This is a genomic window from Pseudomonas sp. GD04058, from assembly GCF_029836855.1.
In the GTDB taxonomy this organism is placed as follows: domain Bacteria; phylum Pseudomonadota; class Gammaproteobacteria; order Pseudomonadales; family Pseudomonadaceae; genus Aquipseudomonas; species Aquipseudomonas bharatica.
Genome location: NZ_JAOECN010000021.1, coordinates 1 through 23906, shown reverse-complemented (window position 1 = coordinate 23906; position 23906 = coordinate 1). Strand labels below are relative to the sequence as shown.

Genomic DNA, 23906 nt, shown 5'->3' with positions numbered 1-23906 from the left:
AAAACCTAGAGAATTCTCTAGTTATGCCCGAGGCACGTGGCGGCTATGGTATGCCCTACGATCCGCACGGAGCCCGATGAAATGGAACTCATCAAATCGCGTGAAGGCTTTGCCCCTTTCGGTAGTTATCAAACCTGGTATCGCGTCACCGGTGACCTGGAGTGCGGGCGCACCCCGCTGGTCATCCTGCATGGCGGCCCGGGTTGTACCCATGACTACGTCGATGCCTACAAGGATGTCGCGGCCGGTGGCTACCCGGTCATCCACTACGATCAGCTCGGCAACGGGCGCTCGACCCATCTGCCGGACATGCCGCCGTCATTCTGGACCGTGAGCCTGTTCCTCGAAGAACTCGACAACCTGCTCGACCATCTGGGCATTCGCGACCGCTACGCGCTGCTCGGCCAGTCCTGGGGCGGCATGCTCGCCAGCGAGCACGCGGTACGGCGCCCGGCCGGGCTGCGCTGCCTGGTGATCGCCAACTCGCCGGCAGACATGCGCACCTGGGTCAAGGAAGCCAACCGCCTGCGCGAGGAACTGCCGCAGGACGTGCAGGACACTCTGCTGCGCCACGAGGCCGCTGGTGACTTCACCGCCGCCGACTACATCGCCGCGACCCGGGTCTTCTACGACCGTCATGTCTGCCGCCTCAACCCCTGGCCGGACGAAGTGGCTCGGACCTTCGCCCAGGTCGACGCCGACCCCACCGTGTACCACGCCATGACCGGGCCGAACGAATTCCACGTGATCGGCAGCACCAAGGACTGGACCATCGTTGATCGCCTGCCGCGCATCAATGTGCCAAGCCTGCTGATTTCCGGGCGTTATGACGAAGCCACGCCGCTGGTGGTCAAGCCATACCTGGACCTGATCCCCGGCATTCGTTGGGCGCTGTTCGAGAATTCGAGCCATATGCCGCACGTGGAAGAGCGGGTGGCGTGCATGGGGACTGTAGTCACCTTCCTCGACCAGAACCTTTGAGGTGTTCTTGAGTGCCTCATCGCTGGCAAGCCAGCTCCCACAGCAGATCCCTGTGGGAGCTGGCTTGCCAGCGATGAGGCCCGTCCAGACGCCTCGAGTAGGAAAAGTCGTTTCCGGTTGATGTTTTTTTCACATCCGGGCCACTATATTGGCGACCCTTGTTGGGGAGTAGCCTGCTCCTGACCCTCGGTCATGAGCGTTCGCGTCAACATTCTCGGCAGCAGCCGTGGCGTGAACACCTTCTGGTTGGCGAGACCAACGATGCAGCCATGCCTGGAGTCGGGCGTGTGGTTGCGTCGTTGACTCATAGCCCGACTGGATAGAAACCGTGAACCCGATTTCCCTTTTCTTCCTCGCCATGGCGATGTCCACCGATGCGTTTGCCGCCGCCATCGGCAAAGGCTCCAGCCTGCATAAACCGCGTTTCAGCGAAGCCCTGCGCACCGGCCTGATCTTCGGTGTGATCGAGGCCATCACCCCCGTCGTCGGCTGGGGCATCGGCCAGGCAGCGGTGCGATACGTGGAAAACTGGGACCACTGGATCGCATTCGGCCTGCTACTGGCACTTGGCCTTCACATGATCTACAACGGTCTCAAGCACGAGGACGAAGCCGAAGAAAAAGCCAGCCAGCATTCCTTCTTCATCCTAGCCGTGACCGCGTTCGCCACCAGCATCGATGCCATGGCGGTGGGCGTGGGCCTGGCCTTCGTCGACGTGAACATCCTGGTCGCGGCAGCGGCAATCGGCATGGCTACCGGTGTGATGGTGACTGTCGGCGTGATGCTTGGCCGCGTGCTCGGCGCGGTCGTCGGCAAGCGTGCCGAGATCGCCGGTGGCGTGGTGCTGATGCTGGTGGGCGCGGCCATCCTTTATGAACACCTGACGGCGGTCTGATCCATGACTCGAAGCTTCTCTGTATTGCGTCAGCTAGTGCTTGCCGGCGCTGTGCTGGTCCTCACCGCGCTGGGTTTCTTTGCCTGGCAGAGCTTCTACCCGGTGCAGGCTTCTGGCGACTGGAGCTTCCAGGTCGCCTACCGCGCCGTGCCCAAGGCGGCCTCCCTGGCGCCCTTGCCGGACGGCTCGTTACTGGTCAGCCAGGAACTGCGAGGCAGCAAAGGCAGCATCGTGCGCATCCAGCGCGACGGCCAGCGCGAAACCCTGGTGGGCGGGCTGTCCAAGCCCGACGGCATGACCCCCGCGCTCGGTGGCTGGGTGTTCAGCCAGGAAGTGGGCAACGCGCCGGTCAGCCTGTTCAAGGACGGCCAGGTGACGCCGTTGTTCAGTGGCAACAATGTCCAAGGCCTGTGGAACGACGGCGAGGATCTCTACGCCATCGAGGATCGCAAGGGTGACGGTCGCCTGATGCGCTACCGCTGGAGTGACGGCTCGCTGACCGTGCTGAGGAATGGTCTCACTGAAACCGAGTCGATTACCCGTTGCAGCGATGGCCGCTTGCTGTACAGCGAAAAGGAAACCGGCCTGGTCCGCCAGTTGACCGAGGACCGCAGCGACCCGGTGATTCTCAGCGGCCTCAACCAGCCCACCTTCCTGATGTGTGACCAGCGTGGCCTGTGGATAAGCGAGGACTCCACCCACCGCGCCCGCCTGCTGTTGGTGGATCCGCAGGGCGAGCAACGCACGGTGTTGTCCTTCCTCAAGGCGCCGCAATCCATCGTGGCTACCGGGCGTGGCACTTACCTGGTGGCCGAGGGCGGCCGCGATCGCGTACTGGAGCTGCTGCCGCCGCCGTCCCCGCGGGGGTGAGGTGTATTTGCCGCGGTCTGGCAAATCGCGGCTACTCTTGATCGTTCCGGCCACGCCATCCGCAGCGTTCAGGAAACCTCATGATCAACGAACATTTCGACCGCTTCCTGCGGTCTGCCAAGGACGAACTCAAGGAAAAACAGCAACTGCTCGAAACCGAGCACCACCTCGCCGGCCACGCCCGATGGTCCTTCGACCAGGAGGCCGGTCTACTCGAAATGTACGACCTCGACGACAACAAGGTGGTCGAGGCCGATGTCATTCCCATCGGCAGCCATGCCGGCAATGAAAACACCTGGCGCTGGGCCTGGAGCAACGAAACGCTGCTGCCCCGGCACCGTGAACGATCAGCGCCGCTCAAGGCCCTGGGTGATCTCACCGGGCTGGACCTGTTCGTCTCGGAGCAGGCGTTCTCCATCGACGACGAACCCATGGCCTGGGAACTGGCGGCGATCAGCGTGAAGTACCTGAATGCGCTGGGTGTATATCGGGCGCCGTATGGGCAGATGAATGCGTTTCTGGCGCTGACGGGGGGCAGGCGGGTTGGAGAGGGAAGCTGCAATAACGGAAATTAAAAAGCCGGCTTGTGGCCGGCTTCTCGGGGACAGTTCTGGCTGGCTTTTGGCAAGCCGCAACCGCCTTCAAATCGTTGGACGGCACCGCAGGGTGGTGCCGTATGAGCGAGGGCTGTGTGAGACCTCGCCCGGCCCGTGAGGTGCAAGCGGCACTCAGGGCTGAGGTGGCGCACAGCATACTGGGAATGACTCGCAATGCCCAGCAAAAAATGCACTCCGGCGCTTCAGTCCGGCCTTTCGCTGCGATATTGCGCCCACCAGAACACCCAGCCCAGCACTTCCAGCTGGTGGCCGCGGGATTGGCCGACTCCGTAGTTCTCGCAGGGAAAACCCTCGCTGTCGTGGCTGTGCAGGCGCAGGGCGCCGTTGCTGCGTTTGCTCAGGCTGTTGATGCGCAATTGGCCGTTGTGCAGTACGGCGTAGAGTTCGCCGTCCACCACCCGGGTCAGGCCGCGGTCGATGGCCAGGGGGGCGCCGTAGGGAATCAGCGGAGTCATGTTGTAGTCGGGCATGCTCAGGGCGATCGCCTGGCCGGGATCGACACCGAGGCGGTCAAGGGCGTGGCGCGGCAGGCGCAGGTAGCGTTGGTCGATGGGCTCGAGCTGGCGTGCGCGCAGTACATGGAACTGCAGGCGGACGTCGTTTTCGCCGTGGCAACTCAGGGCACTGTGCTCTGGTGGTTCACTGCGCAACGGGCCGTTGCGGCTGCGATTGACCCGCGGTAGCGGCGAGCTGTGCTTGGGGCCTTCGCCGGTACGCAGCCATTTGGCCCGTACGCAGAGCAGTTCGGCGATTTCATCGAGGCGGGCCTGGGGCACGCCGCGGTGGAACCAGTTGTTTACATGCTGGGGGGTTACCTTGCGTTGCGCGGCAAAGTCCGAAGCGCTCAGGTTGCACTCGCTCAGCAGGGCCTTCAATCGATCACCGGAAGTATTCATGGGCGTCGAGTCTAGAACCCAAGCGCAAGGCTTCCTATAAACATTGAGTTGAGATGTTTCGGGGAAATGATGGAGGCGTGATTACAGCTGCTGCCCATATTTTTGTAGGAATTTTCGCTAATTCTGCATAGGGCCATTTGATCGAATGGTTTCCATACCAGTGTCCATAAAAAAGCCCCGCGAATGCGGGGCTTTTTACGCAACCGGACTTAGCCTTTGTAGGCAGCGACCGACTTGCTGATCTCGGCGCGGGCGGCGTCAGCATTGCCCCAGCCGTCGATCTTGACCCATTTGCCTTTCTCCAGATCCTTGTAGTTCTCGAAGAAGTGCTTGATCTGCTCCAGCAGCAGCGCTGGCAGATCGGTGTATTCCTTCACGTCTACGTACAGCTGCGACAGTTTGTCGTGCGGTACGGCGATGATCTTGGCGTCGCCGCCACCATCGTCGGTCATGTTCAGGACGCCGACCGGACGGGCACGGATCACCGAGCCTGGAGCGACCGGATACGGGGTAACGACCAGCACGTCCAGAGGATCACCGTCGTCGGCCAGGGTGTTCGGGATGAAACCGTAGTTGGCCGGGTAGAACATAGGGGTGGCCATGAAGCGGTCAACGAACAGGCAGTCGCTGTCCTTGTCGATCTCGTATTTGATCGGCGCGTGGTTGGCCGGGATCTCGATGGCGACGTAGATGTCGTTCGGCAGGTCTTTGCCAGCCGGGATCTTGCTGTAGCTCATTGGGCGTTGCCCCCGTGTTTGACCAAAAATTGGCCGCGATTATAGGCACATTCCAAGGCCCTTGCCACGCCCGCCCCGATGCTTGACCGATTCACTCCGCGGCTTCTTTGTAGCCGGGATGCGTGGCCTGCAGCTGTTGCAGGCGGGCCAGGGGATCCTGGCGATAGAAGCCGCGCAACTGGGCGTAGACCTGGGGGTAGGCCTGGGCCAGCAGGTCGGGCGCACTGAAGAAGTATTCGCTGGTGACGGCGAAGAATTCCGCCGGGTTTTCCGCTGCGTAGGGATCGATAGCGGTCTCGGCGTCGGGGTTGCGGTCCAGTTGGGCGTTGAGGTCGTCATAGGCCTGCTGCATGGCCGTGGCCCAGTCACCGACGCGCATGTCGTTGTGCAGCGGCGGCAAGCCGTTGGCGTCGCCGTTGAGCATGTCCAGCTTGTGTGCCAGCTCGTGGATGACCAGGTTGTAGCCTTCCCAGCCACCGCTGGAGAGCACGCCGGGCCAGGCCATGATCACCGGGCCCTGTTGCCAGGCTTCGCCACTGTGCTCGGCGTCCCACTCGTGTTCGATGCCGCTGCTGTCGCGGTGGCGCTGCGGGCTGAGGAAGTCGTCGGGGTAGAGGATCAGTTCGTGGAAGCCCTGGTACCAGTTCAGCGCGCCCAGGTGCAGCAACGGCAACTGCGCCTGGGCCGCGAGGAACAGGCGTTCGCCGTCGTCCAGCTCGACCCCGGGCAGGCAGGTCAGGTGCTTGTCGCTGAGAAACAGCACGCAGGCTTCACGCAGCCAGCGGTCTTCCGCGTCGCTGATGCCGTCGAGGATCGGCAGGCGCTCGCGCACCTGCTGCCACAGCTGTGGATCGACCGGATGGCGTTCCAGGGTGCGGCGCCGACGCCAGGCGCTGAAGCTCCACATGATCGCCGGTCAGTGCGCCTTGGCCTGGCTGCGGCCCAGGCGGCCACGGACCACACCGATGATCACCGGGACCAGCGACAGGAGGATGATGGCGACGATCATCAGCGACAGGTTCTGCTTGATGAACGGCACGTTGCCGAAGAAGTAGCCCAGGGTCACCAGGCCGCCGACCCAGAGGATGGTGCCGGCCACGCTGAAGCCGAAGAAACGCGGGTAGGACATTTTCGCGATGCCGGCGACGAACGGCGCGAAGGTGCGCAGGATCGGCAGGAAGCGCGCCAGGGTCACGGTCTTGCCACCGTGGCGCTCGTAGAAATCGTGGGTCTGCTGCAGGTAGTCGCGGCGGAAGATCTTCGAGTCGGGGTTACGGAACAGCCGTTCCCCGGCGGTTCGTCCGATCACGTAATTGGTGCTGTCGCCCAGTATCGCCGCCAGCATCAGCAGGCCGCCCAGCAGCACCGGGTCCATGCCGCCGCCCGCGGCCACGGCGCCTGCGATGAACAGCAGGGAATCGCCCGGCAGGAACGGCATCACCACCAGGCCGGTTTCACAGAAGATCACCAGGAACAGGATCGCGTAGATCCAGGGACCGTAGTTGTTGACCAGCAGATCGAGGTAGGCATCGAGATGCAGAATGAGGTCCAGCGGGTTGAAATCCATGTACAGCACCTTGTTCAGGACCCGGCTTTACGGGCATGCGATGGCTGGCAGTGCGGAGTGTGAGGTTTTTGCCCACAGGCCTGGGTAACGATTCACACAGTCTGAAGGGAGGCATTATACGGCTGTGAGGGGATTCTGCTTACGCAGTTTGTAGCTGAATGTGCGGAGACTTTCGAGTTCCACTGATCCCTGTGGGAGCTGGCTTGCCAGCGATGAGGCCCGATCTGACAACCTCATTGCCCTTGCCGGCCCTATCGCTGGCAAGCCAGCTCCCACAGGGTCCGTGTCGTGCTCGTGACTAGTTGATCGGCAGGACGTAGCTCTTGAACTCGGTGTCCTCGCGAAAGCCGATGGACTCGTAGGTGCGCATCGCCACCTCGTTGTTGCTGCTGGTCGAGACCCGCATGCGCACGGCGTTGGTTTCCTTGGCCATGCGCTTGGCTTCGCGCATGAGGTGGTCGGCCACCAGCATGCGCCGGGAATCCTCGGCCACGTAGATATCGTTGAGAATCCAAACCCGCTTCAGCGACAGCGAGGAGAAGCTCGGGTAGAGCTGGCAGAAACCCATCAGCTTGCTGTCGTCATCGTCCGGCAAGGCCAGGTAGATGACCGACTCGCCCCGTTCCAGGCGTTTTTGCAGGAAGGCGCGGGAGGTATCCGGATATGGCAGTTCGCCATAGAACTCACGGTATTTGACGAACAGCGGGGCGAGCAGGTCCAGGTGCTCAAGGGTTGCTTGGATGATTCGCATAAGCAGGCCTCGTGTTTCGTAGGGAATGGCGGCGAATCTCGGGCAGCCGTCGCCCCAGATGCTGCCTAAAGCGGAAAAAAAGCGCAATCGACGAAAAAGTAGCCCTTAGTCAGGACTTTCCAAGCAGGAAGTTTCCGTTTTGCTGCGGGTTCGTTTCCGTTTCCAGAGTCTGAACCTGGGCCTCGTCCTTCAGATTCACCCCTGATAGCTGCCGCCGACAGGCTTCGCGCATCAGGTAGACCAGGCGGTGCGCGGCCATGCCATAGCTCAGGCCCTCGAGGCGCACATTGGAGATGCAGTTGCGGTAGGCGTCGGTCAGGCCGACCCTGGGGTTCCAGGTGAAATACAGGCCAAGGCTGTCCGGCGAACTGAGCCCGGGGCGTTCGCCGATCAGGATCACGGTCATGCGGGCGCCCAGCAGCTCGCCGATTTCGTCGGCTACCGCGACCCGGCCCTGCTCCACCAGCATCACTGGCGCGGTAGACCAGCCATCGGTGGCGATCTGTTCTTCCAGGCGATTGAGCAACGGCAGGGTATGGCGATGCACGGCGAGCGCGGACAGGCCATCGGCTACAACGATGGCCAGGTCCACGCCCCCCGGATTGCTCCGCGCATGCTCGCGCAGCAGCTCGGCGGAGTCTTCATGCAGGCGCCGGCCGAGGTCGGGGCGTTGCAGATACTGGTGACGATCCTGCGCGGCACTGCGCAGCAGCAGGCTATCGCGCCCGCGTTCCTGCAGTTGCTCGCGCAGGCCGGCGTGGTCGAATGGCAGGTGTACGGCATCACGGGCCTGGGCATGGGCGAACTGGAAGTCCAGCTGGGCCTGGGTCGGCAGGCTGGTACCGGTGCGTCCCAGGGCGATTCGCGCCGGTGTCAGGCGGCGCAGTTCCAGCCAGGGGTTGTCGGTGGGCGTCGGTTGCTTGTCCATGGTTCGCTCGCTTATCCCAATTGCGCCAGGGCCTGGCGGAAGGCCGGCGGCAGGTTGTCGCCGAAGCGCACGCGGCCGTCTGCCTGGGTGAAGATGCCGGTACGGGCCAGCCACGCCTCGAACTCCGGCGCCGGCTTGAGGCCCAGGGTCTGGCGGGCGTAGAGGGCATCGTGGAAGGAGGTGGTCTGGTAGTTGAGCATGATGTCGTCGGAGCCCGGGATGCCCATGATGAAGTTGATGCCTGCCACACCCAGCAGGGTCAGCAGGGTATCCATGTCGTCCTGGTCGGCCTCGGCGTGGTTGGTGTAGCAGATGTCGCAGCCCATGGGCACGCCGAGCAGCTTGCCGCAGAAGTGGTCTTCAAGGCCGGCACGGATGATCTGCTTGCCGTTGTACAGGTACTCCGGGCCGATGAAACCGACCACGGTGTTCACCAGGAACGGCTTGAAATGCCGGGCCACGGCATAGGCACGGGTTTCGCAGGTTTGCTGATCGACGCCGAAGTTGGCGTTGGCCGACAGCGCGCTGCCCTGGCCGGTTTCGAAATACATCAGGTTCTGGCCCAGGGTGCCGCGGTTCAGGCTCAGGCCCGCTTCATAGCCTTCCTTCAGCACATTCAGATTGATCCCGAAACTGGCGTTGGCCGCCTCGGTCCCGGCGATGGACTGGAACACCAGGTCCAGCGGTACGCCGCGGTTGATCGCCTCGATCGACGTGGTGACATGGGTCAGCACGCAGGCCTGGGTAGGGATGTCGTAGCGCTGGATGATGGCGTCGAGCATTTCCAGCAGGGCGCAGATCGAAGCGATGCTGTCGGTGGCCGGGTTGATGCCGATCATGGCGTCGCCGTTGCCGTAGAGCAGGCCGTCGAGGATGCTCGCGGCGATCCCGGCCGGCTCGTCGGTGGGGTGGTTGGGCTGCAGGCGGGTGGACAGGCGCCCGCGCAGGCCCATGGTGCCGCGAAAACGCGTGACCACGCGGATCTTCTGCGCCACCAGGACCAGGTCCTGCACGCGCATGATCTTCGATACCGCGGCGGCCATTTCCGGGGTCAGGCCCGGGGCCAGCGCGCGCAGGCTGGCTTCATCGGCGTGATCGCTGAGCAGCCAGTCGCGCAGGCCGCCGACGGTGAGGTGGCTGACCGCGGCGAAGGCCTGCTTGTCATGGGTGTCGATGATCAGCCGGGTGACTTCGTCGTCCTCGTAGGGAATCAGCGCTTCGTTGAGGAAGTGGCTCAAGGGGATGTCGGCCAATGCCATCTGCGCCGCGACCCGCTCACCGTCGTTGCTGGCGGCGACCCCGGCGAGGAAGTCGCCGGAGCGGGCCGGACTGGCCTTGGCCATCACTTCCTTCAGGCTGTCGAAGCGGTAGGTCTGCTGGCCTGCCGTGTGTACGAAACTTGCCATGTGCAATCTCCAGAGCGCCGCCGTTTGACCGGCGGCGCAGTATTTCGGTCAGTGCAAGGCCTCTTCGGCCTTCTGGATCGCGGCGAACTCTTCTTCCGGCGTGCCGGCCACCAGGTGGTGACGGCTGTACAGGGCGAAGTACGCAATCAGCACGCCATAAATGATCGCAGCGCCGATCACCACCCGCGGATCCACCAGGAAGCCCGCCACTACGGCGATGCAGGCCAGCACCAGGGCCACGCCCGAGGTCAGGATGCCGCCCGGGGTGCGATAAGGACGCTCCATTTTGGGGCGTTTGATGCGCAGGGTGATATGCGCGGCCATCATCAGTACATAGGACAGCGTAGCGCCGAACACCGCCACCAGGATCAGCAGGTCGCCCTGGCCGGTCAGCGACAGGGCGAAGCCGATGATCCCGGGGATGATCAGGGCCAGCACCGGAGCCTTGCTTTTGTTGGTCTGCGACAGCGCTCGCGGCAGGTAGCCGGCGCGGGACAGGGCGAAGATCTGCCGGGAATAGGCGTAGATGATCGAGAAGAAGCTGGCGATCAGGCCGGCCAGCCCGACCAGGTTGACGAAGCCACCCATCCAGGTCGAGCCGCCGTAGGCCTTGGCCAGCGCCTCGACCAGCGGGTTGCCGGAGCTTTTCAGGGCTTCGGCACCGGCACCGCCCGGGCCGATCACCAGGATCAGCAAGGCGAAGCTGAGCAGCACCAGCATGGCGCCGATCAGGCCGCGAGGCAGGTCGCGCTTGGGGTTCTTGGTTTCTTCGGCGGCCAGCGGCACGCCTTCGACGGCGAGGAAGAACCAGATCGCGTAGGGAATCGCCGCCCACACACCAACATAGCCGAACGGCAGGAAGCTGCTGGCGCCGGCTGCCTGGGTGGGCGCTATGTCAAACAGGTTCTTCGCATCGAAGTGCGGCACCATCGCCAGCAGAAACACGGCCAGGGCGATGGCCGCGACGGCGGTGATGATGAACATCAGCTTTAGCGCCTCGCCGACACCGAAGATATGGATGCCGATGAAGACGATGTAGAAGGCCAGGTAGATCATCCAGCCGCCGATGCCGAACAGCGACTCGCAATAGGCGCCGATGAACACGGCGATGGCGGCCGGGGCGATGGCGTACTCGATCAGGATCGCCGTGCCGGTGAGGAAGCCGCCCCAAGGCCCGAAGGCACTGCGGGCAAAGCCGTAGCCGCCGCCGGCGGTGGGGATCATCGAGGACAGTTCGGCCAGGGAGAAGCACATGCACAGGTACATCGTGGCCATCAGCAGGGTGGCGAGGAACATCCCGCCCCAGCCGCCCTGGGCCAGGCCGAAGTTCCAGCCGGCGTAGTCGCCGGAAATCACGTAGGCGACACCAAGGCCGACCAGCAGGACCCAGCCGGCGGCGCCTTTTTTCAATTCACGTTGCTGGAAATAGTCGGAACCGACCTTTTCGAAATCTACGGAAGAACCTGCCGGGGATCCGGCGGAATGATCGCTTGGCATGGGGAGTCACCTGTTGTCTTTTTTTGAGTGGTGAGCGTGCTGCAGGAAGCGGGCCAGAGCGCTTGGCACTGGTTTTTGTCTGTGGGAGCGCGTCGTATTCATCGCTGGCAAGCCAGCTCCCACAGGGTGGCGGTGAACGCGGTCTTTGTGGGAGCTGGCTTGCCAGCGATAAGGGTTTAGAAGAACCCGAGCGGATTGATGTCGTAGCTCACCAGCAGGTTCTTGGTCTGCTGATAGTGATCGAGCATCATCTTGTGGGTTTCACGGCCGACACCGGACTTCTTGTAGCCACCGAACGCGGCATGGGCCGGGTACAGGTGGTAGCAGTTGGTCCACACGCGGCCGGCCTTGATCCCGCGGCCCATGCGATAGGCGCGGTTGATATCCCGGGTCCAGACGCCGGCACCCAGGCCGAACTCGGTGTCGTTGGCGATGGCCAGGGCCTCGGCTTCGTCCTTGAAGGTGGTGACGCTGACCACCGGGCCGAAGATCTCTTCCTGGAACACGCGCATGCGGTTGTTGCCCTTGAGCAGGGTCGGCTGGATGTAGTACCCGGTGGCCAGGCTGCCTTCGAGTTTTTCCACCTGGCCGCCGGTGAGCAGTTCGGCGCCTTCCTTCTCGGCGATCTCTAGGTAGGACAGGATCTTGTCGAACTGCTGCTGCGAGGCCTGGGCGCCGACCATGGTGTCGGTATCCAGCGGGTCGCCGCGCTTGATCTTCTTGACCTTCTCCATCACCACTTCCATGAACTGCGGATAGATGGATTCCTGGACCAGGGCCCGGGACGGGCAGGTGCACACTTCGCCCTGGTTGAAGAATGCCAGCACCACGCCCTCGGCGGCCTTTTCGATGAACGACGGCTCGGCCTTCATGATGTCTTCGAAGTAGATGTTCGGCGACTTGCCGCCCAGCTCGACGGTGGAGGGAATGATGTTCTCGGCGGCGCATTTCATGATGTGCGAACCCACCGGCGTAGAGCCGGTGAAGGCGATCTTGGCGATGCGCTTGCTGGTGGCCAGGGCTTCGCCGGCTTCGCGACCGTAGCCTTGCACGATGTTGAGCACGCCCGGTGGCAGCAGGTCGCCGATCAGTTCGACCAGCACGGTGATGCCCAGCGGAGTCTGCTCGGCAGGCTTGAGCACCACGCAGTTGCCGGCGGCCAGGGCCGGGGCGAGTTTCCAGGCGGCCATGAGGATCGGGAAGTTCCACGGGATGATCTGCCCGACCACGCCCAGCGGTTCGTGGATGTGATAGGCCACGGTGCCTTCGTTGATCTCGGCGGCGCCGCCTTCCTGGGCACGGATGCAGCCGGCGAAGTAGCGGAAGTGGTCCACCGCCAGCGGGATATCGGCGTTCAGGGTTTCGCGGATGGCCTTGCCGTTGTCCCAGGTCTCGGTGATGGCCAGGACTTCGAGGTTCTGCTCGATGCGGTCGGCGATCTTCAGCAAAACGTTGGAGCGGTCCTGTACGGAGGTGCGGCCCCAGGCGTCGGCTGCGGCATGGGCGGCGTCCAGGGCCTTGTCGATGTCTTCGGCAGTGGAGCGGGGGAATTCGGCGATTGGCTGGCCGTTCACCGGCGACGTGTTGGTGAAGTACTCGCCTTTGACCGGAGCCACGAACTCGCCATTGATGTAGTTACCGTAGCGGCTCTTGAACGAAACCTTTGCGCCTTCGGTACCCGGATGTGCGTAACGCATGGTGTCTCTCCTGGCTTATGTGTTTTGTTGGGGAGGATATGGAGCGTAGAGCAAAGGTCGGGCCAGTGCCCGCAGAGGGCGCTGGATGGATGATCTGGCGCAGTTTTCCGGGGATCTGCGCGGCGTTTTGTGAGGGATGCGGCACAGCCTGGGTGACACTTTGTACCGCTGGCGGTACAGCCCGTGACCCGGCGGTCAAGCCGGCATTGCAATGCGCCAGCGCCTGGAGGATGCTGGCTTTCTCTCACCCGCGGAGAACAATAAAAAGTGCAGGGTAATCATCTGAGCCGGCATGCCCGGCAAGTGCTGACGGTGACGCAGGGCAAGGGTGGCTTGCAGGGCCCTGGCAGCGACCCGTCGATCGCCCGCTCCTGGCTGCGCTGCCTGGAGGACTACCACCTCGACCCGGCCCTGGCCGTGGCGCCGACGGTGCTCGAGCATGAGCGTGTGCTGGAAAGCCGCGACCGCCTGCGCCAGGTGCTGCAGATCGCCGACGGCGAGATGAACAGCCTGCATCAGCAACTTTCCGGTGCCGGCCACGCGGTACTGCTGACCGACGCGCGCGGGGTCATCCTCAATTGCGTGACCGCGCCCAGCGAGCGGCGCATCTTCGAGCGCGCCGGGCTATGGCTGGGCGCCGACTGGAGCGAAGCGCGGGAGGGCACCAATGGCATCGGCACCTGCCTGGTCGAGCGCCAGGCCCTGACCATTCATCAGGATGAACACTTTCGCGGTCGTCACACCGGGCTGACCTGCTCGGCGAGCCCGGTGTTCGATCCTCACGGCGAACTGCTGGCGGTGCTCGACGTGTCATCGGCGCGGGCCGATGCTTCGCGGCAGAGCCAGTTCCACACCATGGCGCTGGTCAATCTCTCGGCGAAGATGATCGAGAGCTGCTATTTCCTGCGTTGTTTCGACAATCACTGGTTGCTGCGCTTCCATCTGCAGGCCGAGTCGGTCGGGCTGTTCAGTGAGGGGCTGCTGGCTTTCGATGGCGAAGGGCGGATCCGTGCGGTGAACCAGAGTGCCCTGAACCTGCTGGGCAACCTGCGAGGCGGGTTGCTCGGGCAACCGGTGGAGATGTTCTTCGATTGCCGGCTGGACGATCTGCTGGGGCGCGCCACTGCCCTGGCCAGCACCAGTTGGCCGCTACGGACCCGCGATGGTCGTCGGTTGTTCGCCAGCGTGCGCGGGCAGCAGGTGCGGCCGCTGTCTGCTCCGAGCGTCGCTGCTGCGAAGCCGGACGACATCTGTTTGCTCGACCCGGCGCTGCAAAACGATTTCCGTCGTGCAGTGCGGGTGTTCGAACGGGATGTGCCGCTGCTGCTCAACGGCGAGACCGGTTCGGGCAAAGAGGCCTTCGCCAAGGCCGTGCACCAGGCCAGCCAGCGCGCCGGCAAGCCGTTCATCGCGCTCAACTGCGCGTCTATCCCGGAAAGCCTGATCGAAAGCGAACTGTTCGGCTATCGCGGCGGCAGCTTCACCGGCGCGCGCAAGGAAGGCATGCGCGGCAAGTTGCAACAGGCCGATGGCGGCACCTTGCTGCTGGACGAGATCGGCGACATGCCGCTGGGCCTGCAGACCCGGCTGCTGCGTGTCCTGGAAGAACGTCAGGTGGTGCCGATCGGCGGCGAGCCGCAGGATGTGGATGTGCGCATCATCAGTGCCACCCACCGCAATCTGCTTGACCGGGTCGCCGATGGCAGCTTCCGTGAAGACCTCTACTACCGGCTCAACGGGCTGGAGGTGGCATTGCCGGCATTGCGCGAGCGCTCTGACAAGGCGCAGCTGCTGGACTTCATCCTCGCCCGGGAGGCGGGGCGCCAGCCGGTGCAGCTTGATCCGGCGGCCCGCCGGCTGCTGCTGGACTTCGCCTGGCCGGGCAACGTGCGGCAATTGCGTAACGTCCTGCGTACGCTGGTGGCGCTGTGCGAGGACGGCCGGATCGGTGTGCACGACCTGCCAGCACTGGTGCGCACTGCGCCCTTGGCCGCGGTCGCGCCTGTGGATAACCCGGCGCACCCGCTGCACGATGCCGAGCGCCAGGCCTTGCTGGCGGTGCTCGAGGAAAAACGCTGGCACATGACCCAGGTTGCGGCGCAGCTCGGCATAAGTAGAAACACCCTGTATCGGAAACTGCGCAAGCATGGGCTGTCCAAGGGGGCCTGAAGCAAACACCGGGTGAGTTTTTCCCCCCTCTGGGCTACCCTGCCTGCACGTTTTCCGAGGTTGACCATGCACATTCACATTCTTGGTATCTGTGGCACTTTCATGGGCTCGCTGGCGGTACTGGCCAAGGAGCTCGGCCACCACGTCACCGGCTCCGATGCCAACGTCTACCCGCCCATGAGCACCCAGCTCGAAGCCCAGGGCATCGCCCTGACCCAGGGGTATGATCCGGCGCAACTGGACCCGGCTCCCGACCTGGTAGTGATCGGCAATGCGCTGTCGCGGGGCAACCCGGCAGTCGAATACGTGCTGAACAAGGGCCTGCCCTACGTTTCGGGCCCGCAGTGGCTGGCCGACCATGTGCTGCAGGGCCGCTGGGTCCTGGCGGTGGCGGGCACCCACGGCAAGACCACGACCAGCAGCATGCTGGCCTGGGTCCTAGAGCACGCCGGGATGAGCCCGGGCTTCCTGATCGGCGGCGTCCCGCAGAACTTCTCGGTTTCGGCGCGGCTGGGCGGTACGCCGTTCTTCGTGGTCGAGGCCGACGAATACGACAGCGCCTTCTTCGACAAGCGCTCGAAGTTCGTCCATTACCGTCCACGGACCGCGATCCTCAACAACCTCGAATTCGACCACGCGGATATCTTCCCTGACCTGGCGGCCATCGAGCGTCAGTTCCATCATCTGGTACGGACCATTCCCAGCGAGGGGCTGGTGATTCATCCGACTACCGAACCGGCGATCAAGCGGGTCATCGAAATGGGTTGCTGGACCCCGGTCCAGACCACCGGTGTCGGCGGCCAATGGCAGGTGCGCCTGCTCAGCGATGACGGCTCGCGCTTCGAAGTCAGCTTCGAGGGCGAAGTGCAGGGTTTGGTGGAGTGGGAACTGACCGGCCAGCACAACGTTGCCAACGCCCTGGCCACCCTGGCGGCGGCACGCCATGTCGGCGTCGTCCCGGCCTTGGGCATCGCGGCGCTGAGCGCGTTCAAAAGCGTCAAGCGGCGGATGGAAAAGGTTGCCGAGGTCAACGGCATCACCATTTATGACGACTTCGCCCACCACCCGACCGCCATCGCCACCACCCTCGACGGCCTGCGCAAGCGGGTTGGCGATGCTCCGGTGATCGCGGTGATCGAACCGCGTTCCAACTCCATGAAGCTCGGCGCCCATCGCGACGGCCTGCCGGAAAGCGTCAAGGACGCCGACCAGGTGATCTGGTACGCACCGCCCAACCTCGGCTGGGACCTGGCCGCCACCGCTGCGCAATGCACGGTGCCGGCGGTGGTGGCGGACAGCCTTGAGGCCATCATCGAGCGGGTCAAGGGCCAGGCCCGCACCGGCACCCAGGTGGTGATCATGAGCAACGGCGGCTTTGGCGGCCTGCATGGCAAGCTGGCCGAGGCGCTGCGCGGATGAGCGGGCCGGAGCGCATCACCCTGGCCATGACCGGCGCGTCCGGGGCCCAGTACGGCTTGCGCCTGTTGGATTGCCTGGTACGCGAGGACCGCGAGGTGCACTTCCTGATTTCCAAGGCGGCGCAACTGGTGATGTCTACCGAGACCGATGTCGTCCTGCCTGCCAAGCCACAGGGCATGCAGGCATTCCTGACCGAATACACCGGCGCCGCGGCCGGGCAGATTCGGGTCTATGGCAAGGAAGACTGGATGTCGCCGGTCGCCTCCGGCTCCGGCGCGCCGGCGGCGATGGTGGTGGTGCCCTGTTCCACCGGCACGCTTTCGGCGATTGCCACCGGCGCCTGCAACAACCTGATCGAGCGGGCGGCGGATGTCACCCTGAAGGAGCGCCGCCAGTTGATCCTGGTGCCGCGCGAGGCGCCGTTCTCCACGATCCACCTGGAAAACATGCTCAAGCTGTCGCAGATGGGCGCGGTTATCCTGCCGGCGGCGCCGGGTTTCTATCACCAGCCGCAGACCATCGATGACCTGGTGGACTTCGTCGTGGCGAGGATCCTCAACCTGCTGGATATTCCGCAGGACATGCTGCCACGCTGGGGCGAGCATCACTTCGGAGGCGAGGAGTGAGGGCGCTGGTCTTCGCGCTGCTGGTGGTGCTCTGCGCGACGGGCTGCGCCACGGTGCGAACGCTGGATGCAGCCAAGCCGGGAGCGCCGCTGGTGTATTCCGGAACGCGGCTGGATCTGTATGCGATGCAGGGTGGGTGTTGTGCGGCGGATCGCTTTGGTGCCGAAGCACCGAAGTACCCGGGGCTGGACCTGCCGGGGAGCATGGTGCTGGATACGGTGTTGTTGCCGTTGTCGGTGTTGACCGTTCTAGGGGTGGGGCTCCAGGCTTCCGGCGGACTCTAGGGCCCTATCGCTGGCAAGCCAGCTCCCACAGGGACCTTGTGGGAGCTGGCTTGCCAGCGATGAGGCAATAAGATCATTTCCCCAATTTGCGCAGCTCATCGGACTCCACGATCCGAATCCCATCCTGCTCTTCCAGCGCCAGCCGCCATAGCGCCCTGGCCAGTTGGCACGCCTCGATCCCGTGGTACTTGCCCGGAATCAGCTTCGACAGACTGCCCGCCACCTTTTCCGCAAGGCGTGGTTCGCTGCGTTCCCCGAGCAGCAACGATGGCCGGGCGATGGTCAATTGCGGCCAGTCCTGGGCCTTGAGGGCTTCTTCCATCTCGCCCTTGACCCGGTTGTAGAAGATCGACGATTTCGGGTCTGCGCCGATCGCGCTTACCACCAGCAGGTGCCGTGCGCCCATCTCGCGGGCGCGCTTGCTGAAGGCCACGACCATGTCCAGATCCACCGCGCGGAAGGCATTCTCCGAGCCCGCCTGCTTGATCGTGGTACCCAGGCAGCAGAAAGCGATGTCCACCCGACCACTGAGCTGCGGCAGGAATACCGCCGGATCCCCCACCGGGTTTTCCAGGTGCGGGTGTTCGGCCAGTGGGCGGCGGGTTGGCGCGAGCACCCGGCTGATGGTCGGCTCGCTGAGCAGGCGATCGAGCAGGTGTTCACCGGTAAGGCCGGTGGCTCCGGCAAGCAGGATGTGCTGCGGCGTCAGGTACATGATGTTTCTCCCTTGCATAGGCTCCAGCTTAGCGGCTGGCTGGGCTTTTTTCCTCAACCGCAGCGTTGCTTTGCAGGGCCTTGCGGGCTTGTTGCTGGCGCAGTTTTTGCCAATGTGCCACTACCCCTTTCGGGGCCCAGATCTGCGGTTCGGATGCCTCGAAATCCTCGGCTTGTTCACGTTGGGCCACATGCGCCCTGGCAAGTTCGAAGGCTTGCAGCAGATCGTCGGTCTGGTTCAGCGCCTGGGCGAACAGGGCATCGCCGAAATAGGTGAAGTCCGCTTCTTCCGAGCAGCCGAACGAGACACGGTCGGCCCGCGAGGCGGTCATGATCAGGGTGCGGTCGTCCTTGAGCGCCTCGATATAGCCCCCGGAATAACAGGCGGAGATGACGATTACCTTGTCACGCTCCTTGAGCGGGGCGAGTGCCGCCGCCAGTTCGTCTGCCGGCAGGTCGGCCAGTTGCAGGCGCGGCTGGTCCAGCACCAGTTCATGTTCGTGGCTGCCGTGGCTGGTCAGGTAGATGAATACCAGGTCGTCAGGGCCGCTGCGCTCGGCCAGGCGGCGGGCGGAGCGGGCCAGGTTCTCGCGGGTGGCCATGACGCGATCGGCCAGGTGGTCGCGATGGTTGACCAGGGTGATCTGGCCGACCGCGCCGAAACGGGTCTTGAGCATGTCGCTGACATAGTCGGCTTCGCGCATGAACACGCTCTGGTTGCCGTCCCCGGCCAGGGTCAGGCTGTACAGGTCGATGGAGCCGCTGGACGCCGGCACGCGGGCCAGCTCCTGTTCCAGCAGCGCGCCCTGGTTGAGCAACGCCTGCTCCAGCGGGTCGGGCAGCAACCGGCCTTTTTCGTCACGAACCCGCAGGCCGTTGATCCAGTGGCCGTCCTCGACCTTGCCGTCCGGCAGCACCAGCCGTCCGCTGCCCTGGTAGGCATCGTTCTCGAAGCCGCCGGTATAGACGCTGCCGTCGGCCAGTTGCAGGCGGCCCTTTCCTGCAAAGCGCCATTCCCGGAAGCCGCCCTTGTAGTGGCTGCCATCGACCGCGAAGAGTTCGCCCGGGCCGGTCAGGGAACCGTCCTTGAACTCGCCGATCCACACATCGCCATCGACGTTCTCGTAACGGCCGCGCCCTTCCAGGCGATTGGCCTTGAAGTCGCCGATGTACTGATCGCCCTCGGCGCTGCTGAAGGTGCCGGTGCCGTTGAGTTCACCATCGACGAAGCGACCGCTGAACTGATTGCCGCTGGTGTCGCTGCGCACGCCTTCGCCGTTGGGCTTGCCCTTGGCGAACTGGCCCTGGTACTGGCTGCCATCGGCGAGCACCAGCTTGCCCGCGCCGCTGTACTGGTCGTCCTTGAACTGGCCACTGTAATGCTGGGCGCCGTCGCGCAAGGTTCCCTCGCCATCGCGCCGGCCCAGCTTGAAGCCGCCGCTGTAGCTGCTGGTGGCGGTGGTCAGTTTACCCTGGCCGTGGAACAGGCCCTGCTGGAACTGGCCGATATAGACCTCGCCATTGCTGCCGTGCCACTCGCCCTGGCCATCCAGCTGGCCGTTGCTGAAATGCCCGGCGTACCAACTGCCGTTGGGATAGTCGATACGACCCTCACCCTGCAGCAGGCCGTCCACCACCTCTCCCCGGTAGCGGCCGCCATCGGGCAGTCGGGCATCGGGCGGCGACAGCGATTCACCGTCGCCGCAGGCAGCGAGCAAAAGAATCAAGGCAAATGGAACGAAATGGCGCATGGCGGGGTCCGGGCGGTCTAGGCCCACGAGTATGCCGCAGAAGCCGGGCGAGGGTGAAACGGCCCGGCAGGCCGTTTCGCACGTGCAGGGTCAGAGGAAGGCGAGGGAGAGCGGTTCGGCAATGTAGGCGGGTTTTTCTTCGCCTTCGATTTCCAGGGTGGCGGTTGCCTTGAGCAGCCACTGGCCGGGTTTCTTCTCGGTGACGTCCGTGAGGGTCACCGCCAGGCGCACCCGCGAATCGACCTTGACCGGCTGGATGAAGCGCACGCTGTCGAGTCCGTAGTTCACCACCATCTTCAGCCCTTCGGGCAGGACGAGGATGTCTTCCATCAACTTGGGGATCAACGACAGGCTGAGGAAGCCATGGGCAATGGTGCTACCAAATGGCGTTTTTGCCGCCTTCACCGGGTCCACATGGATGAACTGGAAGTCGCCGGTGGCCTCGGCGAACAGGTTGATGCGTTCTTGATCGATCTTCAGCCATTCGGAACGTCCCAGTTCCTTACCAACGTACTGCGACAGCTCTGCAACGGGTACATAGGGCATCGCGACTCTCCTGACTGTCCTTGAATGATTTGTGACCAGCAAAGATACGAGCGTCTAAGATCAGCACGCGATGAAAGCCTGGTCAAGTGCCTATGCCTCGGGCGAATGTCGGGTTATAGGCAGGTCGATAGCGTGCTTATAATGGCCGCCAGGTTCGAGGGGAGGTATGCGATGTTGTTGCGCGGTTTGACGTGGCTCGTGCTGTTCCAGTTGCTCGGAACGGCGGTCAATCACTTGCTGGTGCCGATCCTGCCCGGGCCGATCATCGGCCTGGTGCTGTTGCTGGTGTTCCTGATGGTGCGTGGCGAAGTCGGTGCGCCGCTGAGCGAAGCGTCGTCCAGCCTGTTGCGCTACCTGCCGCTGTTGCTGGTGCCGCCGGCGGTGGGGGTGATGGTCTATGCCGCCGATATCGTCGCCGACTTCTGGGCCATCGCCGGGGCGCTGGTACTGTCGCTGGTGCTGGCCATGGCCTTCTGTGGCGTGCTGATGCAGAAGATGATCAATCGCGGCAAGCACTCCGGGGAGCGTCCATGATGCTCGACTGGCATGGCGCGACCCAGGCGGTGATCCATCATCCGCTGTTCGGCATCGGCGTTACCCTGGCGGCGTACCAGATCGTCATCGCCGCCTACGAGAAAACCCGCTGGATCTTCCTCCAGCCCGTGCTGGTGTCCATGCTGGTGGTGGTGGGCGTGCTGCTGAGCTGCGGCCTGACCTACGCCGAATACCGCAAGAGCACCGAGATCATGAACATCCTGCTTGGCCCGGCCACCGTGGCCCTGGCCGTGCCGCTCTATCTCAACCTGCGGCGCATTCGCCAACTGTTCTGGCCGACTTTTACTACGCTGGTAGTCGGAGGCGTGTTCGCCACCGGTATCTGTCTGCTGCTGGGCTGGTGGTTCGGGGCCGAGCACATGATCCTGATGACCCTGGCGCCGAAGTCGGTGACGTCGCCCATCGCCATGCTGGTGGCCGAGCAGATCGGCGGCGTGGCGGCCCTGGCTGCGGTGTTCGTGCTGATCACCGGGGTGATCGGGGCGATCTTCGGCCCGGCGCTGTTGACCGCGCTTGGCGTGCGCAGCCCCGAAGCCCGGGGCATGGCCCTGGGCCTGACCGCCCATGCGGTGGGCACGTCGGTGGCCTTGCAGGAAAGTGAAGAGTGCGGGGCTTTCGCAGCCCTGGCGATGAGCCTGATGGGCGTGGCTACTGCGGTATTCCTGCCGCTGGCGGTCAGCCTGGTTGCCTAGAGGAGCTGCAATGAGTTTGCCCCTGTTTACCCTGAATACCGTGCTGTTCCCCGGTTGCAACCTGGATTTGCAGATCTTCGAAGCCCGTTACCTGGACATGATCGGCCGCTGCATGAAGCAGGGCTGCGGCTTTGGCGTGGTCTGCATCCTGGAGGGCGAACAGGTCGGCAGGGCGCCGGAATCCTTCGCGGGAATAGGCTGCCAGGCGCTGATCGAGGATTTCCAGCAGCAGGACAACGGTCTTCTGGGTATCCGGGTGAAAGGCGAGCGGCGCTTCATGGTCGATGACTTCGAAGTGCGCAAGGACAACCTGCTGGTGGCCGATGTGCGCTGGCTCGACGAGCAGGCCGACCTGCCCCTCGACGAGGACGATGACGACCTGCTGGCGCTGTTGATGGCCCTGGCCGAGCACCCCATGGTCTCCGGCCTCGACATGGCCAGCCAGATCACCGGCAAGCAGGCCCTGGCCAACCAGCTGGCCTACCTGCTGCCCTTCGATGACGAGGACAAGCTCAAGCTGCTGGCCATCGATTCTCCTACCCAGAAACTGGTGGCGATCCAGTCGCTGCTGGACCGCATCCAGGGCGAACTCTTCGCCTGAGCCTCAATAGGAATAGCGTTGCAGCGCATGGGGCAGGGCGTGCAGGGCAAAGAACGCCAGCACGCCGACGCAGGCCGGCAGGATCAGCCACCACACCCGCAGCGACATGGCATACAGCGGTTCGCGATACTGGATCACCGTCAGGCTTACCGCGCATACGCAGCAGGCCAGCAGCCCGCCGGCAAGGACATCGGTCGGCCAGTGCACGCCGAGATAGACCCGCGACATGGCGATCGACAGCGCCGGCAGGCAGCCCAGCAGGATCCAGGTCAGGCGCATGCGCGGCGGCTGGCTGCGCCCGGCCAGTACCGCCAGGGTCAGGAAGAAGGCGAAGGAGGCCGAGCTGTGGCCGCTGGGCATGCTGTAGCTGGTCAGCGGTTCGGTCAGCACTTCCGGGCGAGCGCGGGCGAAGAACCACTTCAGGCCGGCGTTGCAGATCGCCGTACCGCCCAGGGTGGCGGCGGCGAAGAATGCCGGGCGCCATTGCCGGGTCAGCAGGAGCAGGGCGACCAGCACGGCGGCGACAACGAATTGAGTACGGAAATCGCCAAGGCGGGTGATCAGCACCATGATGCTGTTCAGGTAATCGCTGCGATGTTCCTGGACCAGCGCCATCAGCCCCTGGTCGAGATGGGTCAGGTAGGGCCAGCCGAAGAAGATTGCCGCCAGCATCACCAGGCTGACCGCTGCAATCAAGCGGGTGCCGCGGGGCTGGGCGCGCAGTGAGCTGTTGATGCTCACCCCGACCAGGATGGCCAGGCCGGCTGCGACCACCCCGGCCTGCGGCCAGAAGCCTTCCGGCAGCGGCAGGCGCATGGCCGCGCCGGTGGCCCAGCCGGGCAGCAGGTAGGCCAGCGACCAGCCGGCGGCGGCGATCAGGCTGACCGCGATAAAGCGCGGCAGCGGCATGTCGAACATGCCCGCAACCATCGGCAGCATCGGCCGCAGCGGCCCGATAAAGCGGCCGACCAGCAGGCTGGCGATGCCATAGCGCTGGAAATAGGTTTCCGCGCTGCCGATCCATTCCGGGTGATGGCGCAGCAGGGGCAGGCGCCGGATGTTCTGATGGAAGCGTCGGCCCAGGGTGTAGGACACCGCGTCCCCCAGCAACCCGCCGAGGTAGCCCAGGATCAGGGTTTCATGCAGCGACAGGGCGCCGCTGCCGGCCAGCACGGCCACGGCGAACAGCAATACGGTGCCGGGCACGATGATCCCGGCGATCGCCAGGCACTCCACGAAGGCCACCAGAAATATCGCCAGACCCAGCCATTGCGGGTTCATCGTCAGCCAGCCGGTGAGGCTGTCGAGCCATGGGCCCATCGTCTCAGTTTCCTTGTGTCAGAAAGAAGAAATCGCGGCCTTCGACTTGGCCGCGGCGCAGCGGGTTCCGCGTGCAGTACCGTGCGTATTCGGCATCGACGAAGCGCAGCGGCAGATGTTCGTCGCGGCCTTGAGGGATGCCCAGCCGTGTGGTCTGGATTATTTGTTGCACGATGATTCCGCAATCCTCGACGAACAGTTGTTGCGGATCGAAGCGCTTGGCGTCCCAGTTCGGCACTTTCAGGCCCAGGGCCTTGCACAGAAGGGTCTGCCCGGCGCACAGGCGCTCGGGCGGGCGGAGGCCGCCGCTGGCGTCCGGGTTGTTCAACTGCATCTGTGCCAGGGCGTTGTCGTCGGACAGTTCATCCACCCAGGGGAAGCCGGACT

25 protein-coding genes and 1 riboswitch are annotated in these 23906 nt (G+C 64.1%); of the genes, 11 read left to right on the top strand and 14 right to left on the bottom strand.

Annotation, left to right across the window (positions count from 1 at the left end; genetic code table 11):
• Positions 1–81: 81 nt before the first annotated feature.
• The 4 genes from N7650_RS17500 to N7650_RS17485 all read left to right on the top strand — a co-directional run bounded on the left by N7650_RS17500 (position 82) and on the right by N7650_RS17485 (position 3321).
• On the top strand, positions 82–981 hold the full coding sequence (locus N7650_RS17500) for a proline iminopeptidase-family hydrolase (protein WP_009397424.1): 900 nt from the start codon (positions 82–84) through the stop codon (positions 979–981).
• A gap of 156 nt (positions 982–1137) precedes the next feature.
• Positions 1138–1306: riboswitch (yybP-ykoY riboswitch) on the top strand.
• A gap of 3 nt (positions 1307–1309) precedes the next feature.
• Positions 1310–1876, top strand: coding sequence for a manganese efflux pump MntP (mntP, locus tag N7650_RS17495; RefSeq protein WP_279899300.1), 567 nt, complete (start codon positions 1310–1312; stop codon positions 1874–1876).
• Between the two features lie 3 nt (positions 1877–1879).
• The gene (locus N7650_RS17490; RefSeq protein WP_279899299.1) at positions 1880–2746 is read left to right on the top strand and encodes a hypothetical protein; all 867 of its coding nucleotides are present in this window, start codon (positions 1880–1882) and stop codon (positions 2744–2746) included.
• Between the two features lie 80 nt (positions 2747–2826).
• A complete protein-coding gene (locus N7650_RS17485) occupies positions 2827–3321 on the top strand; it encodes a DUF6882 domain-containing protein (RefSeq protein WP_279899297.1) in 495 nt (164 codons plus the stop codon).
• Positions 3322–3545: 224 nt separating this feature from the next.
• Here the strand turns inward: N7650_RS17485 and N7650_RS17480 are convergent, their stop codons facing one another.
• From N7650_RS17480 to N7650_RS17440, 9 genes are all read right to left on the bottom strand, one after another.
• Positions 3546–4259, bottom strand: a complete 714-nt coding sequence (locus N7650_RS17480; protein ID WP_037059688.1) for an XRE family transcriptional regulator — start codon at positions 4257–4259, stop codon at positions 3546–3548.
• A gap of 209 nt (positions 4260–4468) precedes the next feature.
• Positions 4469–4996 carry an inorganic diphosphatase gene (ppa, locus tag N7650_RS17475; protein ID WP_009397414.1) on the bottom strand — a complete coding sequence of 176 codons (528 nt, stop codon included), beginning with the start codon at positions 4994–4996 and terminating at the stop codon, positions 4469–4471.
• A gap of 91 nt (positions 4997–5087) precedes the next feature.
• Positions 5088–5903, bottom strand: coding sequence for a zinc-dependent peptidase (locus N7650_RS17470; RefSeq protein WP_279899294.1), 816 nt, complete (start codon positions 5901–5903; stop codon positions 5088–5090).
• Between the two features lie 9 nt (positions 5904–5912).
• The gene (locus N7650_RS17465) at positions 5913–6563 is read right to left on the bottom strand and encodes a DedA family protein (protein ID WP_279899292.1); all 651 of its coding nucleotides are present in this window, start codon (positions 6561–6563) and stop codon (positions 5913–5915) included.
• A gap of 298 nt (positions 6564–6861) precedes the next feature.
• Complete coding sequence (locus N7650_RS17460; RefSeq protein ID WP_009397409.1) at positions 6862–7314, bottom strand: GNAT family N-acetyltransferase; 453 nt, start codon at positions 7312–7314, stop codon at positions 6862–6864.
• Between the two features lie 109 nt (positions 7315–7423).
• Positions 7424–8242, bottom strand: coding sequence for an ethanolamine ammonia-lyase subunit EutC (eutC, locus tag N7650_RS17455; RefSeq protein ID WP_279899289.1), 819 nt, complete (start codon positions 8240–8242; stop codon positions 7424–7426).
• Between the two features lie 11 nt (positions 8243–8253).
• Positions 8254–9648, bottom strand: coding sequence for an ethanolamine ammonia-lyase subunit EutB (locus N7650_RS17450; RefSeq protein ID WP_009397405.1), 1395 nt, complete (start codon positions 9646–9648; stop codon positions 8254–8256).
• 48 nt (positions 9649–9696) lie between these two features.
• Entirely contained in the window at positions 9697–11145 is a 1449-nt protein-coding gene (gene eat / locus N7650_RS17445) for an ethanolamine permease (RefSeq protein ID WP_064302065.1), read from the bottom strand.
• A gap of 176 nt (positions 11146–11321) precedes the next feature.
• Positions 11322–12842 (bottom strand): aldehyde dehydrogenase, encoded by a 1521-nt coding sequence (locus N7650_RS17440; RefSeq protein ID WP_279899288.1) that lies wholly within the window; start codon positions 12840–12842, stop codon positions 11322–11324.
• A 267-nt stretch (positions 12843–13109) separates the two neighbouring features.
• Here N7650_RS17440 and N7650_RS17435 point away from each other — a divergent pair, with 267 nt between their 5' ends.
• From N7650_RS17435 to N7650_RS17420, 4 genes are all read left to right on the top strand, one after another.
• Complete coding sequence (locus N7650_RS17435) at positions 13110–15011, top strand: sigma-54-dependent Fis family transcriptional regulator (RefSeq protein WP_279899287.1); 1902 nt, start codon at positions 13110–13112, stop codon at positions 15009–15011.
• Between the two features lie 66 nt (positions 15012–15077).
• A complete protein-coding gene (gene mpl, locus N7650_RS17430; protein ID WP_279899285.1) occupies positions 15078–16430 on the top strand; it encodes a UDP-N-acetylmuramate:L-alanyl-gamma-D-glutamyl-meso-diaminopimelate ligase in 1353 nt (450 codons plus the stop codon).
• Positions 16427–17056 carry a flavin prenyltransferase UbiX gene (ubiX, locus tag N7650_RS17425; RefSeq protein WP_009397903.1) on the top strand — a complete coding sequence of 210 codons (630 nt, stop codon included), beginning with the start codon at positions 16427–16429 and terminating at the stop codon, positions 17054–17056. The genes mpl and ubiX overlap by 4 nt, the downstream gene beginning before the upstream one ends.
• A complete protein-coding gene (locus N7650_RS17420) occupies positions 17053–17340 on the top strand; it encodes a YceK/YidQ family lipoprotein (protein WP_279899283.1) in 288 nt (95 codons plus the stop codon). The genes ubiX and N7650_RS17420 overlap by 4 nt, the downstream gene beginning before the upstream one ends.
• A gap of 73 nt (positions 17341–17413) precedes the next feature.
• On the opposite strand, the gene N7650_RS17415 is transcribed toward N7650_RS17420, so the two are convergent.
• The 3 genes from N7650_RS17415 to N7650_RS17405 all read right to left on the bottom strand — a co-directional run bounded on the left by N7650_RS17415 (position 17414) and on the right by N7650_RS17405 (position 20351).
• Complete coding sequence (locus N7650_RS17415) at positions 17414–18055, bottom strand: oxidoreductase (protein WP_009397906.1); 642 nt, start codon at positions 18053–18055, stop codon at positions 17414–17416.
• Positions 18056–18083: 28 nt separating this feature from the next.
• On the bottom strand, positions 18084–19805 hold the full coding sequence (locus tag N7650_RS17410; RefSeq protein WP_279899282.1) for a C13 family peptidase: 1722 nt from the start codon (positions 19803–19805) through the stop codon (positions 18084–18086).
• Between the two features lie 90 nt (positions 19806–19895).
• On the bottom strand, positions 19896–20351 hold the full coding sequence (locus N7650_RS17405) for a MaoC family dehydratase (protein ID WP_064302059.1): 456 nt from the start codon (positions 20349–20351) through the stop codon (positions 19896–19898).
• A gap of 171 nt (positions 20352–20522) precedes the next feature.
• Here N7650_RS17405 and N7650_RS17400 point away from each other — a divergent pair, with 171 nt between their 5' ends.
• Genes N7650_RS17400 through N7650_RS17390 form a run of 3 tightly spaced genes read left to right on the top strand, consistent with a single transcriptional unit; the run spans position 20523 to position 22199 of the window.
• Positions 20523–20885 (top strand): CidA/LrgA family protein, encoded by a 363-nt coding sequence (locus tag N7650_RS17400; RefSeq protein WP_009397909.1) that lies wholly within the window; start codon positions 20523–20525, stop codon positions 20883–20885.
• Positions 20882–21598: an LrgB family protein gene (locus N7650_RS17395; protein WP_009397910.1), complete on the top strand. Its 717-nt coding sequence runs from the start codon at positions 20882–20884 to the stop codon at positions 21596–21598. The genes N7650_RS17400 and N7650_RS17395 overlap by 4 nt, the downstream gene beginning before the upstream one ends.
• Before the next feature lie 10 nt (positions 21599–21608).
• Complete coding sequence (locus N7650_RS17390; protein ID WP_279899280.1) at positions 21609–22199, top strand: LON peptidase substrate-binding domain-containing protein; 591 nt, start codon at positions 21609–21611, stop codon at positions 22197–22199.
• Between the two features lie 3 nt (positions 22200–22202).
• On the opposite strand, the gene N7650_RS17385 is transcribed toward N7650_RS17390, so the two are convergent.
• Together N7650_RS17385 and N7650_RS17380 are read right to left on the bottom strand one after the other, a co-directional pair.
• A complete protein-coding gene (locus N7650_RS17385) occupies positions 22203–23519 on the bottom strand; it encodes a bifunctional DedA family/phosphatase PAP2 family protein (protein WP_279899279.1) in 1317 nt (438 codons plus the stop codon).
• 4 nt (positions 23520–23523) lie between these two features.
• Positions 23524–23906, bottom strand: a 383-nt coding sequence (locus N7650_RS17380; RefSeq protein WP_279899277.1) for a DNA-3-methyladenine glycosylase, incomplete at its 5' end; no start/stop codon positions are given.

What these genes read in the sequence shown, in the direction of transcription:
- N7650_RS17500 (WP_009397424.1), top strand. Translation starts at nt 82, where the DNA reads ATGGAACTCATCAAATCGCGTGAAGGCTTTGCCCCTTTCGGTAGTTAT.
- N7650_RS17490 (WP_279899299.1), top strand. Translation starts at nt 1,880, where the DNA reads ATGACTCGAAGCTTCTCTGTATTGCGTCAGCTAGTGCTTGCCGGCGCT.
- N7650_RS17485 (WP_279899297.1), top strand. Translation starts at nt 2,827, where the DNA reads ATGATCAACGAACATTTCGACCGCTTCCTGCGGTCTGCCAAGGACGAA.
- N7650_RS17480 (WP_037059688.1), bottom strand. Translation starts at nt 4,259, where the DNA reads ATGAATACTTCCGGTGATCGATTGAAGGCCCTGCTGAGCGAGTGCAAC.
- ppa (WP_009397414.1), bottom strand. Translation starts at nt 4,996, where the DNA reads ATGAGCTACAGCAAGATCCCGGCTGGCAAAGACCTGCCGAACGACATC.
- N7650_RS17470 (WP_279899294.1), bottom strand. Translation starts at nt 5,903, where the DNA reads ATGTGGAGCTTCAGCGCCTGGCGTCGGCGCCGCACCCTGGAACGCCAT.
- N7650_RS17465 (WP_279899292.1), bottom strand. Translation starts at nt 6,563, where the DNA reads ATGGATTTCAACCCGCTGGACCTCATTCTGCATCTCGATGCCTACCTC.
- N7650_RS17460 (WP_009397409.1), bottom strand. Translation starts at nt 7,314, where the DNA reads ATGCGAATCATCCAAGCAACCCTTGAGCACCTGGACCTGCTCGCCCCG.
- eutC (WP_279899289.1), bottom strand. Translation starts at nt 8,242, where the DNA reads ATGGACAAGCAACCGACGCCCACCGACAACCCCTGGCTGGAACTGCGC.
- N7650_RS17450 (WP_009397405.1), bottom strand. Translation starts at nt 9,648, where the DNA reads ATGGCAAGTTTCGTACACACGGCAGGCCAGCAGACCTACCGCTTCGAC.
- eat (WP_064302065.1), bottom strand. Translation starts at nt 11,145, where the DNA reads ATGCCAAGCGATCATTCCGCCGGATCCCCGGCAGGTTCTTCCGTAGAT.
- N7650_RS17440 (WP_279899288.1), bottom strand. Translation starts at nt 12,842, where the DNA reads ATGCGTTACGCACATCCGGGTACCGAAGGCGCAAAGGTTTCGTTCAAG.
- mpl (WP_279899285.1), top strand. Translation starts at nt 15,078, where the DNA reads ATGCACATTCACATTCTTGGTATCTGTGGCACTTTCATGGGCTCGCTG.
- ubiX (WP_009397903.1), top strand. Translation starts at nt 16,427, where the DNA reads ATGAGCGGGCCGGAGCGCATCACCCTGGCCATGACCGGCGCGTCCGGG.
- N7650_RS17415 (WP_009397906.1), bottom strand. Translation starts at nt 18,055, where the DNA reads ATGTACCTGACGCCGCAGCACATCCTGCTTGCCGGAGCCACCGGCCTT.
- N7650_RS17410 (WP_279899282.1), bottom strand. Translation starts at nt 19,805, where the DNA reads ATGCGCCATTTCGTTCCATTTGCCTTGATTCTTTTGCTCGCTGCCTGC.
- N7650_RS17405 (WP_064302059.1), bottom strand. Translation starts at nt 20,351, where the DNA reads ATGCCCTATGTACCCGTTGCAGAGCTGTCGCAGTACGTTGGTAAGGAA.
- N7650_RS17400 (WP_009397909.1), top strand. Translation starts at nt 20,523, where the DNA reads ATGTTGTTGCGCGGTTTGACGTGGCTCGTGCTGTTCCAGTTGCTCGGA.
- N7650_RS17395 (WP_009397910.1), top strand. Translation starts at nt 20,882, where the DNA reads ATGATGCTCGACTGGCATGGCGCGACCCAGGCGGTGATCCATCATCCG.
- N7650_RS17390 (WP_279899280.1), top strand. Translation starts at nt 21,609, where the DNA reads ATGAGTTTGCCCCTGTTTACCCTGAATACCGTGCTGTTCCCCGGTTGC.
- N7650_RS17385 (WP_279899279.1), bottom strand. Translation starts at nt 23,519, where the DNA reads ATGGGCCCATGGCTCGACAGCCTCACCGGCTGGCTGACGATGAACCCG.